The following is a 14512-nucleotide window of genomic DNA, read 5'->3' on the forward strand; positions in this document are numbered from 1 at the left end:
GATGAGTGCGACCACACAGACTGCGACCACACCGGACGCCGAGGGCGCGACCCGGACCTACGAGGTGCGGACCTACGGCTGCCAGATGAACGTGCACGACTCCGAGCGGCTCTCCGGGCTGCTGGAGGACGCGGGATACGTCCGGGCCGCCGAGGGGCAGACGCCGGACGTCGTGGTGTTCAACACCTGCGCCGTACGCGAGAACGCCGACAACCGGCTCTACGGCAACCTGGGGCACCTGCGGCCGATCAAGATGGCCCGCGAGGGCATGCAGATCGCGGTCGGCGGGTGCCTGGCGCAGAAGGACCAGGGCGAGATCGTCCGCCGCGCCCCCTGGGTGGACGTCGTCTTCGGCACCCACAACATCGGCTCGCTGCCGGTGCTGCTGGAGCGGGCCCGGATCGCCGAAGAGGCCCAGGTCGAGATCAGGGAGTCGCTGGAGACGTTCCCCTCCACGCTGCCGAGCCGCCGTGAGTCGGCGTACGCGGCCTGGGTGGCGATCTCGGTCGGGTGCAACAACACCTGCACGTTCTGCATCGTGCCGTCGTTGCGAGGCAAGGAGAGGGACCGCCGTCCCGGCGACGTCCTCAACGAGGTGCGGACCCTCGTGGACCAGGGCGTCCTGGAGATCACGCTGCTGGGGCAGAACGTCAACACCTACGGCGTGGAGTTCGGCGACCGGCTGGCGTTCGGCAAGCTGCTGCGGGCCTGCGGGGACGTCGAGGGTCTGGAGCGGGTCCGCTTCACCTCGCCGCATCCGGCCGCCTTCACCGACGACGTGATCGCCGCGATGGCCGAGACGCCCAACGTGATGCACCAGCTGCACATGCCGCTGCAGTCCGGCTCCGACCGGGTCCTCAAGGCCATGCGCCGGTCGTACCGGTCCGAGCGCTACCTCGGGATCATCGAGCGGGTGCGCGCCGCGATGCCGGACGCCGCGATCTCGACCGACATCATCGTGGGCTTCCCCGGCGAGACCGAGGAGGACTTCCAGCAGACCCTCGACGTCGTGCGGCAGTCGCGCTTCGCCAACGCCTTCACGTTCCAGTACTCCATCCGCCCCGGCACCCCCGCCGCGACGATGGAGGACCAGGTGCCCAAGGCCGTCGTGCAGGAGAGGTACGAACGCCTGGTGGCGCTCCAGGAGGAGATCTCCTGGGCGGAGAACAGGACACAGGTCGGGCGCACCCTCGAAGTGCTGGTCGCCGAGGGCGAGGGCCGCAAGGACGACGCCACGCACCGCCTGTCCGGCCGTGCGGCCGACAACCGTCTCGTCCACCTCGCCGCCACCGATGCCGCCACCGGTGCCGCCGTCGACGCGCGCCCCGGCGACATGGTCACCGTCGAGGTGACCTACGCCGCGCCGCACCACCTGGTCGCCGACAAGGTGCTGTCGGTACGGCGGACCCGCGCGGGCGACGCCTGGGAGGCCCGGCAGGCGGCGCCGCCGCAGGGCGGCGCGGTCAGTCTGGGCATGCCGACCATCGGCCGCCCGGCTCCGCTGCCCGCGCAGCCGTCCGCCTGCTCGGCCGTCTGAACCACGACCGACCGGGTCGATCTGATCCGCGAGGGCGGCCCGCATGGGCGGGCCGCACGCGGTCATCGGGAGAGGCGGCGCAGGACCTCGTAGCAGTAGGCGCGTCGCAGATCGTGGAACCGCAGGCAGGGGTCCTGGATCCGGGTGCGCGCCACGCCGGCCGCCTCGGCTCGGGACGCCGCAGAGGTCCCCGTGCCCGTGTCCCGGCCCGCCGCGTTCCCGGCGGGTGTGGCGGCTCCGGTCGCCGGGTTCCGGAGCGTCGCGTCGCCCGCGCCAGAGCCACGAGCGGCGGTATCCCGGCCGGTGGAGCCCGGGGCGACCGGCTTGTGCGTGACCGGCTTCGCGCTTCCGGGCGAAGCGGTCCGCGCGGATCGCCGCCGCTCCTGGTCTCTCGTCCCCGTACGGCCCGCCGTGCCGCTGGAGCCGCTTCCGCCGGGACGTGCGGCGGACAGAGGCGGGCCGGAGGGGCCGTCCGCCCGGACGACCCGCCCGAACGATCCCGGCGAACCGGTCTCGTGGCCAGGGGGCAGTAGGGGCAGCAGTCGCCGCTCAGCCGCCTCCGGCTGTCGCTCCGCCGTGCTGTCTCCGGTCGCCCCGCCTCCCTCTTCTTCCGCGGCTTCGCCGGAAACTCCCGGCGCGCTTTCCGAGGCCGTTTCCGGCCGCTCCGAGGTGGCATCCGATGAGACGTCCGCGGATACGGATGACGGCGTATTCCAGGACTGCGAGAAGAAAGGGCCGGCGGCGGGGAGGCCCGGTGCCGCGGAGCCGAGAGGCCCTTCTCGTCCGAAGCGCTGGCCTGCGGCGGCCGAACGGGCGGCGGAGGACGCCACCGGGTCCTGACCGGGCAGGACGGCCAGGACGACGCCGAGTCCGGCGATCGCGGTCACACCGATCGCGCCCGTCAGAGCGAGAACGGTGTTACCGCCACGCCGATGCCGTGGGGTGGGGGAGTTTTCCGGCAAGGTCGTTTTCTTTCATGTGGCGGTGTGTCGGTTTCGACTCCTCAGTCTGCCCACGCCGTACGGAATTCAGCGCCGGTTCCCCCGATTTCCGGGAACTCCAGATGCGCCATTTCCAGCGCAATTCGGCAAATATCCAAGATATGCGGCGGGCTCTGGCGGCGCACTTCGCCCTCCGGAACGATCTCCGGGGGTGTCCTCCGGGGGGCCTGGTCCCGGCCTAGCGAGTGTCTGACAAATGCCGCCCGCCGCCTGGGCCACGCGCAGCAGGGCATGACTTGCCAGACACGACCTAGCATCGGCGGTGTGTCCGTACGTGAACTCGTCGTCCTCGGCACCTCCAGCGCCGTGCCCACGCGCCACCGCAACCACAACGGCTACCTGCTGCGCTGGGACGGCGAGGGGTTCCTGTTCGACCCGGGAGAGGGCACGCAGCGGCAGATGCTGCACGCCGGGGTGAGCGCCCACGACGTCACCTGGATCTGCGTCACCCACTTCCACGGAGACCACTGCCTGGGGGTGCCCGGCGTCGTCCAGCGGATCGCCAGGGACAAGGTGGCCCACGAGGTGCGGGCGGCCTACCCCGCGAGCGGCGAGACGTACTGGCGCAGGCTGCGCAACGCGTCGGCCTTCGCGGACACGGACGTGATCACTCCCCGGCCGGTCTCCGGCGACCTGACGCGGTGGCCGTCGGGGCCGGTGACGCTGACCGCGCGCCCGCTGTCGCACCCCGTCCAGTCGTACGGCTACCGCGTGGACGAGCCGGGCGGGCGGCGCATGATCCCCGGCGAGCTGGCCAGGCGCGGCGTGCGCGGGCCGATGATCGGAGAGCTTCAGCGGCGCGGCTCGCTGGCCCTCCCCGACGGGTCGGTGGTCACGCTGGAGGACTGCAGCGCGCCCCGGCCGGGCCAGAGCGCCGCCTTCGTGATGGACACCCGCCTCTGCGACGGCGCGTTCGCCCTGGCCGAGGGCGTCGACCTGCTGGTGATCGAGTCGACGTTCCTGTCCGGCGAGAGCGCGATGGCCGCGCAGTACGGGCACCTGACGGCGGAGCAGGCCGGGCGGATCGCGGCGGCGGGCGGGGTGCGCCGCCTGGTGCTCACCCACTTCTCCGAGCGGTACACGACGGCCGACGAGCCCAGGTTCGTGGACGAGGTGCGCAAGACCTACTCGGGCGAGGTGGTCACGGCCCGCGACCTCATGCGGGTGCCGGTGCCCAGGCGGAGCGCCGAGGCGGGCGGCTGACCGCTCACCAGAGCCAGCGGGCCACGAAGTAGCCCACGCCGTACGGCGCGTCCTCGCGCAGCAGTTCGGCGGCGGGCGGCGGCGCGCCGTGCGCCGCACCGGCCAGGACCTGGAAGGCGGCCCGGCCGGCCACCCACAACTCCGCGGCCCGGGCCGGGTCCAGCGCCAGGAGCGCGCCGGAGTCGCCGGACCCGAGCGCCGCAGCGAGCAGGTCGTCGTACGGCACGGCGTCCGGATGCACGTAGCCGGGCGACTTCTCCACGCGCCGGGCCGAGCCGTCGCCCATGACCAGCAGCGCGACCCGTCCCGCCGAGCCGGCCAGGCGGCGGCCCAGCGCGGCGCACTCGGCCGTCGGCGCGTCGGCGGCGACCGCCTCGAACCGCAGCGGCAACCGCCCCTCGGGAGCGCCGGCAGAGTGTTCCAGCAGCCAGCGGCCGATCGTGAGCGACAGCGGCAGCACCGGTTCCCCGCCCGCCGGGCCGACCCTGACGTCGGGCCCCCAGGGGCGCAGCGACCCGGCGGCGTCGCCGGGAAAGGACGCCGGGGAGCCGTCGCCGCCGATCACCACGAGCACGTCCGGACCGGCTTCGACGAGGGACCGGACCGCCTCGGCGCAGGCGGCGCGCAACCGGTCGAGTTCGGCCGCGGCGGCCCCGGCGACCTGCGGGACGAGCAGCGGAGGATGCGGGCAGACGGCCGCGGCGACCAGCACCCGATCACCCTACCCGGCTCGCCTGCCCCACAGATTGGACGTATGGGCAGAATGGACGTATGGACAGCAGCACGGTCGCGTTCGCCACCGTCCCGACCCGGCTGGGCGACGTGCTCGCCGCCGTCACCGCGGACGGGGTCGCCGCCACGCACTTCCGGGACGGCGGCAGGGTGAGGGCGCGCATCTCCGCCCGCCTCGGCATGCCGGCCGCCGACGACCCGGCCCGTACGGCCGCCGTCCGCGAGGAACTGGCGGCGTACTTCCGGGGCGAGCTGAAGGAGTTCCGGGCCCCGGTCGACTGGCGGCTCATGTCGCCCCTCCAGCGGCAGGTCCTCGGCACGCTGCACGCCACCGTCCCGTACGGCGAGGTGGTGACGTACGGCGAACTGGCGGCGCGCAGCGGCACGGGGGTGCCGGCCCGGGCCATCGGCTCGATCATGGGCGGCAACGCGATCCCGATCATCGTGCCGTGTCACCGGGTCGTGGCGAGCAACGGCCTCGGCGGGTTCAGCGGCGGCGACGGCGTGGAGTCCAAGCGGTGGCTGCTGACCCTCGAAGGCCATCTGCCGCCCACCCTCGACTGGGACCTGTGACCTCCCCGTTCCTGGGACACTGGAGGGTGTGGGGCAGCTACCTGTGATCGCCGTCGTGGGCGCCACCGCGGCGGGCAAGTCCGACCTGGCCGTCGAGCTCGCGCTCCGCCTGGGCGGCGAAGTGATCAACACCGACTCCATGCAGCTCTACGAGGGCATGGACATCGGCACCGCGAAGCTGTCGCTCCAGGAACGGCGTGGGGTGCCGCACCATCTGCTGGACATCTGGCCGGTGACCCGGACGGCCAGCGTGGCCGAATACCAGCGGCTCGCCCGGCCGCTGGTCGAGGACCTGCGCTCGCGCGGCAGGGTGCCCGTCCTGGCCGGCGGGTCGGGGCTCTACGTGCGGGCCGTCCTCGACGACCTGGAGTTTCCCGGCACGGACCCGGACGCGCGGGACCGGCTGGAGAAGGAACTCGCCGAGACCGGCCCGGCGCCCCTCTACGACCGGCTGAAGAGCCTCGATCCGGTGGCCGCCGAGAAGATCCTGCCGAGCAACGGCCGCAGGATCGTCCGCGCGCTGGAGGTCATCGAGCTGTCCGGGCGGCCGTTCTCCGCGACCATGCCGTCGTACGACGCGGTCTACGACAGCGTGCAGATAGGCGTCGAGGTGCCGCGGCCGGTCCTGGACGAGCGGATCGAGCTCCGGGTCACCCGCATGTGGGAGGCCGGGCTGGTGGACGAGGTGCGCGAGCTCGCCGGGCGCGGCCTGGCGGAGGGCAGGACGGCCGGGCGGGCGCTCGGATACGCGCAGGTGCTGCGGTACCTCGCCGGGGAGTGGACCGAGGAGCAGGCGCGGGCGGAGACGGTGCGCGCCACTCGCAGGTTCGCCCGGCGGCAGGAGTCGTGGTTCCGGCGGGACCCGCGGGTGGTCTGGCTGCCGTTCGACGCGCCCGGCCTGGCCGACCGCGCGATCGGCGCGATCACCGGAGCCTCGTAGACTCACCGCATGCGGTTTGTGAAGGGACACGGCACCGAGAACGACTTCGTCATCCTGCCGGACCCGGACGCCCGGCTCGACCTGACCGCCCCGCAGGTCGCGGCGCTGTGCCACCGGCGTACGGGCATCGGGGCGGACGGCGTGCTGCGTGTCGTCCGCGCCAAGCTGTGCCCGGAGGCGGCCGAGCAGTCCGATGAGGCCGAGTGGTTCATGGACTACCGCAACGCCGACGGCAGCATCGCCGAGATGTGCGGCAACGGCCTCCGGGTCTTCGCCCGCTACCTGGTGGACGCGGGCCTCGCGGCGCCCGGCGAGTTCGCCGTCGCGACCCGCGGAGGGGTCAAGCGCGTACGGCTCGGCGTGTCGGGCGACGTCTCCACCGACATGGGCAGGCCCCGGGTGCTGGGGGAGAGCCGCGCGGTCGTCGGCGGGCGCGAGTATCGCGGCGTCAACGTGAACATGGGCAACCCCCACCTCGCGTGCCTGGTCGAGGAGCCGGTGTCGGGGCTCGACCTCGGCCGGGAGCCCGAGTTCGACCGGGAGGTCTACCCGGAGGGCGTCAACGTCGAGCTCTTCAACGCCGTGGGCGGCCGTACGGTGTCCATGCGCGTGCACGAGCGGGGGTCGGGGGAGACGCGCTCGTGCGGCACCGGCGCCGTCGCGACGGCCGTCGCGGCCGCCCGCGCGGCCGGCGAGACGACCGGGACCTGGGAGGTCCGGGTGCTCGGCGGCACGGTGACCGTCACGCTCACCGAGGACACGAGCCACCTGGCCGGCCCCGCCGTCCTCGTCGCCTCGGGCGAGTGGCCGGCCGCCCTCTGATCGTTCCGGACGCTTGCGGAAGGTTGTTCTGATCCTTCACTCTGAGTCTCAGATCCGAACCTGGGAGGGTGGATGGATCCGCGTGACGCGGTGGTGCGGACGAAGGCGGCGATCGGGCGTCTCGGCGGGGGCTTCATGCTCTCGCGAGAGGTCAAGGCGCTGTGCGAGCGGCACGGCCTCGGCGGCCGTGAGATGTACTTCCGGGGCAGGTGCGGGGTCCTCGGCGAGGTGGACGCGGACGTCGTGGTCGCCGCGGTCGTCTTCTTCCACGCCGGACACGTCCGCGAGTCGTGGGAGGGCGGGCGCAAGCTCCCGGCCGAGGAGGCCGCCGCGCTCTACGCCTCCGCCTGCCACGACTGGGGGCGGCGCAGGCTCGCCGGGCTGCGGGACGCCGACCGGCTGTCGGAGCTCCTCGCCGTCGTCGCGGACCGCTCCGACCCCTTCTGCGCCCCGCTGTTCGCCGGGTGGCGGGCCATGCCCCGCCCGGACGGCGGGCCGGCGCTGACGGCCCACCTGCTCCACGTCGTACGGGAACTGCGCGGCGCCCTGCACGCGGTGGCCGTGGTGACCTGCGGTGTGGGCCCGCTGGACGCCACGCTCGTCGGCGGGGACGGTGTCGGGGCGCCCGTCTCGTACGACAGCACGGCCGGCTTCGCCCGGTTCCTCGGGTGGCCCGGGCCGTACCCGGAGCCCTCGCCGGAGGCGGCCGAGCGCAGGGCCAGGGCGGAGGAGCTCACCGACGACCTGCTCGCCCGCGCCTTCTCCGTGCTCGGCCCCGCGGAGCTGGCCGAGCTCACCGGGCTGCTCGGGGAGGCCTCCCAGGTGGCTCTCACCCGCTGAGGCGGAAGCCGAGCCCGGCGGCGTGCTGCTCGGGTCGCCGCGTTGTTCGGGTCGGCGTGCTGTTCGGGTCGGCGCGCTGTTTGGGTCATGGTCGGCGACCTGGCAGACTGGCTGCCCATGGACGTGGACATCTGGGCCTGGGTCGGCGGCACCCAGCGTGAACTGCACGAGGCGGGCAACACGGGGCTCGCCATGGCGCTGGGCGACGTGCCCGCGCAGGCGCTCGAGGGCCGATTCGCCCAGTTGGACGTCGTGGCGCCGGCCATCACGCAGCACGCCGAGTCCCTTGAGAAGCCGTGGCTGGAGCTCTTCGCCCGCTACTGGCACCTGCTGGGGCGGGTGGGCGACCGCGCCATGGGCGGGGTCGCGCTCGACGACGCCGCCTCGCTGGCGGAGTTCGCGGAGCGGGGCGACGTCAGCGACTGCCCCGCCGCCCCCGGCGGAGTGGAGGTCCTGGCCATCACCCAGGCCAACACCGACGGTCCCGGCTACGCCGCCACCCGGCTGAGCTCGCTCGGCGCCGCCCTCGACGGCGTGGGCCCCGACTCGCTCGCCTTCTCCGGCCTGGTCACGCAGTACGTCGCGGCGCTCGTCGACGCCGGTCAGGCGGCCGAGGGCGTCACGTACGCGGAGGCGGCCGTCGAGCGGCTGCGCGGGGCCGGGCGCGAGGCGAGCTGGGAGCTGGGCGCCGCCTCCGTGCGCGCGCTGCTCGCCGCCGGACGTCCCGGCGACGCCCTGACCGCGCTGGACGCCTCGACCGGCTTCAAGCCCGACGACCCGGTCGCGAAGGGCCGCCGTGAGGCCCTGCTCCGGTCGCTGGTGCTGGCCACGCTCGGCCGTACGCAGGAGGCTGTGGAGGCCCTGCCCGACCTCGACGTGGTGGGGGACCACCCGCGGGAGTGGGTCGAGTGGGCGCACACCGTCCGCATGCTGGTCACGGGCGGCGGCTCGATCGCCAACAGCTGGCAGCTCGGCCGCATCCTGCGCCAGTGGATGACGTACTTCGAGACGATGGGCGGCCACCGCGCCCGCTTCGAGCTCGCTCTCACCGCCGGGCACCTGGCCGTCGCGCGGCAGGGCCTGTGGCAGGCCCGCCTGCTCGCGGACGAGGCGGAGGCGGCCCTCGCCGGCCTCCGCGCGACCGAGGGCCTGGCGGATCGGGTGGCCGAGCTGCGCGCGGCGGCCGGCGCCGCCGCGGAGGCCCCGGCCCCCGGCCCCCGCGACGAGCTGGTGGCCTACTTCGACGCCGCCGACGGCAGCACGGCCGACCCCGAGCGGTGGGTGGGCTGGCTGTGGCCGCTGTCGGGCACCGACCTGGAGGCCACCCGCCGGCACACCACCACCCTCGGGTTCCTCGGCTACCCAGGGGTGGGCGCCGACATCTACTGGAAGGCGGTCGCCGAGGACGGCGACCCGGCCGCCGCGGGCGAGGAGGACCTCGCCTACCTCACCGGCCTGCTGATCGAGGCCCATCAGGACGAGCGGGTGGAGAGCCTCGCGGCCCGGCTCCCGGAGACCGCCTCCCACCTCGCGCTCGCCCGGCTCCACCGCGCGCGGGAGCGGTGGGAGGAGACGGCGGCCGAGGCGGAGCTGGCCGTCGCCAACGGCGGCGGGCTGGAGGCGCGCCGCCTGTGGTCGGGCGCCGTCCAGCAGCTCGGCGACAACGCCAAGGCGGCCGAGATCCTCAAGCCGCTGCTGGAGACGGGCGAGGCCGAGGAGGAGGACGTCTGGCGGGTCATCGTCATGTCCACCGCCGTGGAGGACTGGGCGACCGTACGGGCCGCCGCGACCGGGCTCGGCATGCCGATCGAGCCGGGCGAGGGCCCGATCGAGGAGGAGTGGCACCTCGTCCGGGTGATCCTCCCGGCCCCCGACGGCAGCCAGCGGGAGGTCCTCGCCGTACGGACCGGCCCGGCCACCGCCCGCCTCGCGATCCCGCAGCCGCGCGGCATGGAGTACAACGCGGGTGACGTGGTCGTGATCGACCCCCGGCCGCTGGAGCCGATCCCGGAGGGCGAGGAGGAGCGGGAGAGCTTCGTGATCCCCTTCGCCGGGGTGACGATGCTGCGTCCCGGCGGCTACACGAGCTGGTTCTTCGACGGCGCCGCGCCGACGGAGGACGAGTGGACCGAGTTCAACGAGGTCCTGGCCGAGCGCGGCTGGCCGATGTGGGTCTACAGCGACGAGAACTACCGCGTCACCCACCCGGCCAGCGGCGAGCAGCTTCCCGGCGTGTTCGGCTGGATCGCGATCCCGCCCGCCGTACGGCCGGCGGATCTGGACGCCGTCCTGGACGACGTCACCGAGCAGTGGTCCCACCCGCTGGCCTGGCTCGACCTCGCCCGCGAGGTCGGCATCGAGGCCGAGCGGCACGAGCGGATCTCCAAGGAGTACGGCCTCTGACATCCCGCTCACCGGCACGGCCGCGCCCTCGTGGGCGCGGCCGTGTCGTGTGTCCGGGCACTTCCACCCGCGCCGCCGGGTCCTCCGCCGTGCCGCCGTGTTCTCACCGCGTGCCGCCATGTCTTCACCGCCCGGAACGACCGGTGATTGTAAAGATCACCGGACGGTCACGATATGGCGAGCAGAAGGCATTTTTCCCCATAAGTGGGGCGATTGGGGCCTAGCCTCAGTCCTGTTGTCAAACAGGATCCGTGTTGCGAGTTGCGCAACGCCTGTGCGTGTGCCCTGAGGAGTCGTTGGCCCCCCGCTCTTCATCCACGGCGTGCGAGCGGCAGCCTCCGCGCCGTGCTGTGGCGTTTCCGGGCGTCCACGCCGCCTCGCGGGCGACCGCGAAGTGAGGGGAAGTCACAGTGGGCACAGCCGCGATCGAGGTTCGCGGGCTCTGGAAGATCTTCGGTCCCAAGGCCGGCAGGATCATCGGCAGCCCCGACGCCGATCTCGAACCCGCGCAGCTGCGGGCGAAGACGGGCTGCACCGCCGCCGTCAGGGACGTCAGCTTCCAGGTGCGGCCGGGTGAGGTCTTCGTCGTCATGGGCCTGTCGGGCAGCGGCAAGTCGACGCTCGTACGCTGTCTCACCCGGCTGATCGAGCCGACGGCGGGCGAGCTGCGGATCGACGGCCAGGACGTGTGCGCCATGTCGGCCAGGCAACTGCGGGATCTGCGCCGCCACCGGGTGAGCATGGTCTTCCAGCACTTCGGCCTCCTGCCGCACCGCAGGGTCGTGGACAACGTCGCGTACGGCCTGGAGATCCAGGGCATGGGGAAGGCCGAGCGGCACGAGAAGGCCGGCCGGATCCTGTCGCTGGTCGGGCTGGAGGGGCACGAGGACTCCTATCCCGAGCAGCTCTCCGGCGGCATGCAGCAGCGCGTCGGCCTGGCCCGCGCGCTGGCCGTCGACCCGGAGGTGCTGCTGTTCGACGAGCCGTTCAGCGCGCTCGACCCGCTGATCCGGCGCGACATGCAGGCCGAGGTCATCCGGCTGCACCGCGAGGTCGGCAAGACCATGGTCTTCATCACCCACGACCTGTCCGAGGCCCTGAAGCTGGGCGAGCGCATCGCCATCATGCGGGCCGGCGCGATCGTGCAGGTCGGCACTCCCGAGGAACTGGTGGGGGCGCCCGCGGACGACTACGTGGCCGACTTCGTGCGGGACGTCCCCCGGGCCCAGGTGCTGTCGCTGCGCTGGATCTGCCGCGACCCCGAGCCGGGCGAGCCGCTCGACGGTCCCGAGCTTCCCGCCGGCACCGTCATCCACGACGCGGTTCCGGCCGCGATGGGGTCGGACCGGCCGATTCGCGTCGTCGACGGCGGCGAGCTGGTCGGCGTGGTGAGCCGGGTCGACATCCTCGGCGCGGTGCGGCCCAGGAGCGAGGCCCCGCAGGTCTCCGCGGGCGTGAGCGGGGAGGCGTAGTGGTGAGCGCACCTGTGCGGACGGCGGCGCCCCCCGCGCCGCCCGTGCCCGGTCCGGCGCGGGTCCGGCGCCTCGTGCGATGGGCCGCCCCCGCGGCGGGAGTGGTCGCGGTGGTGGCGCTCTACGCGGCCTTCCGCGGCACGGCCGTGCTGCCGCACGACGACGACGCCGCCCTGTTCCACTGGCTCAACGACGCCCGTGACTGGGTGGACGCCAACCGCAACAGCAGCCCGATCTTCCTGTATCTCGTCAACTACATCCGGCTGGGCGTGGCGGAGCTCTACACGCTGGTCCAGGGCGGGCTGGTCGCGCTGGGCTGGCCCGGCCTCATCGGTCTCGCCGCCGGTCTCGGCGGGCTGGCCGGCGGGTGGCGGATCGCGCTCGTCGCGGCGGCGGGCTTCGCCGGCGTCGGCGTGCTCGGCTTCTGGAAGGCGAGCGTCGACACGCTCGCGCTGACGCTGTCGGCGGTGTCGCTGTCGCTGCTGATCGGCATCCCCCTGGGGATCTGGGCCGGCCGCTCGGCCCGCGTCCGCCGGATCGTCACCCCGGTGCTCGACGTGATGCAGATCATGCCGACCTTCTCCTACCTGTCCCCGATCCTGCTGCTGTTCCTCATCGGTCCGGCGTCCGCGACGATCGCCACGATGATCTACGCGATGCCGCCGGCGATCAGGATCACCGCGCTGGCCGTCCAGCGGGTGCCCGGTGTGACGGTGGAGGCGTCGGAGTCGCTCGGCGCCACCGGCCGGCAGACGCTCATGAAGGTGCGCCTGCCGCTGGCGCTGAACACGATCATGCTGGGCGTCAACCAGACGATCGCCGCCGCGCTGTCGATGGTGCCGCTCGTCGCGCTGATCGCGGCGCCCGGGCTCGGCGTCGACCTGATCCGGGCGCTCGCGCGGGTCAACGTGGGCGCCGCGCTGGTGCCCGGTGTCGCCATCGTGCTGATCGCCATCGTGCTCGACCGGGTGACCAGGGCGGCGGCGCGGCGGCGCGAGGGCGGGGGCCGGGCGAGGGCGGTCCGCTGGGGCGGCCTCGCCGTCCTGACCGCCGCCGGGATCGCCCTGACCCCGGTGCTCGCGCCGGAGTTCCCCGAGCAGTGGCAGGTGCAGGTCGTCCGGCCCATCAACGACGTGGTCGACTGGATCGAGGCGCACTGGTACGTCTTCACCGGCTTCCTCAACGACACGGTGGCGTACGGACTGCTCAACCCGCTGCAGGACGTGCTGACCAGCGCTCCCTGGTGGCTGGTCACGGTGGCGGTGCTGGGGTTCGCCTGGCGGGTGAGCGGTCCCGCGGCCGGCCTGGTCGCCGCGGCCTGCCTGGTGGGTGTCGCCGCGCTGCACCTGTGGGAGCACGGCATGGAGACGCTGACGATCGTGCTGGTCGCCTCGCTGATCACGATCGCGGTGGGGCTCGCGCTCGGCGTGGCGGCGGCGAGGTCCCGGTGGTTCGCCGCCGGGCTGCGCCCCGTCCTGGACGCCGCGCAGACGATGCCGTCGTTCTCCTACCTGCTGCCGGCCGTGGCGCTGTTCAGTAACGGCCGCTTCACCGCGATCGTGGCCTCGCTCATCTACGCGGTGCCGGTGGTCGCCCGCCTCGTCGAGGACGGCCTGCGGGCGGTGCCCGCCACCGTGATCGAGGCGGCCAGGTCGGCGGGCTCCACCGACCGGCAGCTGCTGTGGAAGGTCCAGCTGCCGATGGCGCGCAGCTCGCTGCTGCTCGCGGCGAACCAGGGCATCGTCATGACGCTGGCGATGGTGGTGATCGGTGCGCTCGTCGGCGCGGGCGCCCTCGGATACGACGTCGTGGCCGGAATCGCCCAGCAGGAGGACTACGGCAAAGGCTTCGCCGCCGGCGTCGCCCTGGTCCTCCTCGGCGTGATGCTCGACCGGATCACGCAAGGCGCCAACGGGCGCCGCTCTCCCCACAAGAAGAGGAACGCATGAAGAAGCTACGCCTGATCGCAGGGGTCATCGCTCTCGGCCTCGCCGCGACCGCCTGCGGAGGCGCCAAGGTAGAGGACGACTCGAAAGCCGCCCCGAGCGCGAGCGCGGCGGGCTCGGCGGCCGCGTCCGCGGCGGGCACCGTCAAGATCGCTGTGAACCCCTGGGTGGGCTACGAGGCCGACGCCGCCGTGGTGTCGTACCTGCTGGAGCACGAGCTCGGCTACAAGGTCGAGAAGGTGACGCTCGCCGAGGAGCCGTCCTGGCAGGGCATGGAGTCGGGTGACGTCGACGTCGTCATCGAGAACTGGGGTCACGACGACCTCAAGAAGAAGTACATCGAGGAGAAGAAGGTCGCCGTCGAGGCGGGCAGCACCGGCAACAAGGGCGTCATCGGCTGGTACGTGCCCGAGTGGATGGCGCAGAAGTACCCCGACATCACCGACTACAAGAACCTGAACAAGTACGCCGACCTGTTCAAGACCTCGGAGTCGGGCGGCAAGGGCCAGCTTCTCGACGGCGACCCCTCCTACGTCACCAACGACGAGGCGCTGGTCAAGAACCTCAAGCTCGACTACAAGGTCGTGTACGCCGGCAGCGAGGCCGCGCTGATCAAGGCCGCCAAGCAGGCGACCGACCAGAAGAAGCCCCTGCTCATGTACTTCTACGAGCCGCAGTGGCTGTTCAACCAGGTCAAGCTGGTCAAGATCAACCTCCCGGCCTGGGAGGAGGGCTGCGACAGCGACCCCAAGAAGGTCGCCTGCGACTACCCGCCGTACGACCTGGACAAGATCGTGAGCAAGAAGTTCGCCGACACCGGCGGCAAGGCGTACGACCTCGTCAAGAACTTCCAGTGGACGAACGACGACCAGAACGCGGTCGCCGACGACATGACCAACAACGGCATGTCCGCCGAGGACGCGGCCAAGAAGTGGGTCGAGGCCAACACGGCCAAGTGGCAGGCCTGGATGCCCAAGTGACCTGAGCACCTGAGGGTCGCCTCCCGCGCCCCGTCCGTACGGGGCGCGGGGAGCCCTTCCCGG

General features: G+C 73.0%; 11 protein-coding genes. 10 read left to right on the plus strand and 1 reads right to left on the minus strand.

The features are described from left to right. Position 1: 1 nt before the first annotated feature. Entirely contained in the window at positions 2–1537 is a 1536-nt protein-coding gene (gene miaB / locus HHX37_RS19875) for a tRNA (N6-isopentenyl adenosine(37)-C2)-methylthiotransferase MiaB (RefSeq protein ID WP_182874777.1), read from the plus strand. A 1265-nt stretch (positions 1538–2802) separates the two neighbouring features. After that, on the plus strand, positions 2803–3741 hold the full coding sequence (locus HHX37_RS19880; protein WP_182879346.1) for a ribonuclease Z: 939 nt from the start codon (positions 2803–2805) through the stop codon (positions 3739–3741). Positions 3742–3745: 4 nt separating this feature from the next. Here HHX37_RS19880 and HHX37_RS19885 read toward each other — a convergent pair whose 3' ends face one another. Continuing rightward, entirely contained in the window at positions 3746–4453 is a 708-nt protein-coding gene (locus HHX37_RS19885) for a class III extradiol dioxygenase subunit B-like domain-containing protein (RefSeq protein WP_182886354.1), read from the minus strand. Between the two features lie 59 nt (positions 4454–4512). Here HHX37_RS19885 and HHX37_RS19890 point away from each other — a divergent pair, with 59 nt between their 5' ends. From HHX37_RS19890 to HHX37_RS19925, 8 genes are all read left to right on the plus strand, one after another. Further along, the gene (locus HHX37_RS19890) at positions 4513–5046 is read left to right on the plus strand and encodes a methylated-DNA--[protein]-cysteine S-methyltransferase (protein ID WP_117409343.1); all 534 of its coding nucleotides are present in this window, start codon (positions 4513–4515) and stop codon (positions 5044–5046) included. A 28-nt stretch (positions 5047–5074) separates the two neighbouring features. Continuing rightward, entirely contained in the window at positions 5075–5986 is a 912-nt protein-coding gene (gene miaA, locus HHX37_RS19895) for a tRNA (adenosine(37)-N6)-dimethylallyltransferase MiaA (protein ID WP_182886355.1), read from the plus strand. A 9-nt stretch (positions 5987–5995) separates the two neighbouring features. After that, entirely contained in the window at positions 5996–6808 is an 813-nt protein-coding gene (gene dapF, locus HHX37_RS19900; RefSeq protein ID WP_138461402.1) for a diaminopimelate epimerase, read from the plus strand. A gap of 72 nt (positions 6809–6880) precedes the next feature. Then, the gene (locus HHX37_RS19905; protein ID WP_138461401.1) at positions 6881–7648 is read left to right on the plus strand and encodes an SCO6745 family protein; all 768 of its coding nucleotides are present in this window, start codon (positions 6881–6883) and stop codon (positions 7646–7648) included. An 87-nt stretch (positions 7649–7735) separates the two neighbouring features. Next, entirely contained in the window at positions 7736–10051 is a 2316-nt protein-coding gene (locus HHX37_RS19910) for a tetratricopeptide repeat protein (RefSeq protein ID WP_259406598.1), read from the plus strand. 410 nt (positions 10052–10461) lie between these two features. Next, positions 10462–11523 carry a glycine betaine/L-proline ABC transporter ATP-binding protein gene (locus tag HHX37_RS19915; RefSeq protein ID WP_310740450.1) on the plus strand — a complete coding sequence of 354 codons (1062 nt, stop codon included), beginning with the start codon at positions 10462–10464 and terminating at the stop codon, positions 11521–11523. Between the two features lie 2 nt (positions 11524–11525). Beyond that, positions 11526–13472 carry an ABC transporter permease gene (locus tag HHX37_RS19920; protein WP_182886356.1) on the plus strand — a complete coding sequence of 649 codons (1947 nt, stop codon included), beginning with the start codon at positions 11526–11528 and terminating at the stop codon, positions 13470–13472. After that, complete coding sequence (locus tag HHX37_RS19925; protein WP_182879339.1) at positions 13469–14449, plus strand: ABC transporter substrate-binding protein; 981 nt, start codon at positions 13469–13471, stop codon at positions 14447–14449. The genes HHX37_RS19920 and HHX37_RS19925 overlap by 4 nt, the downstream gene beginning before the upstream one ends. Positions 14450–14512: the final 63 nt, after the last annotated feature.

Source organism: Microbispora sp. H10885 (genome assembly GCF_014161415.1).
Taxonomy (GTDB): Bacteria; Actinomycetota; Actinomycetes; order Streptosporangiales; family Streptosporangiaceae; genus Microbispora; species Microbispora triticiradicis.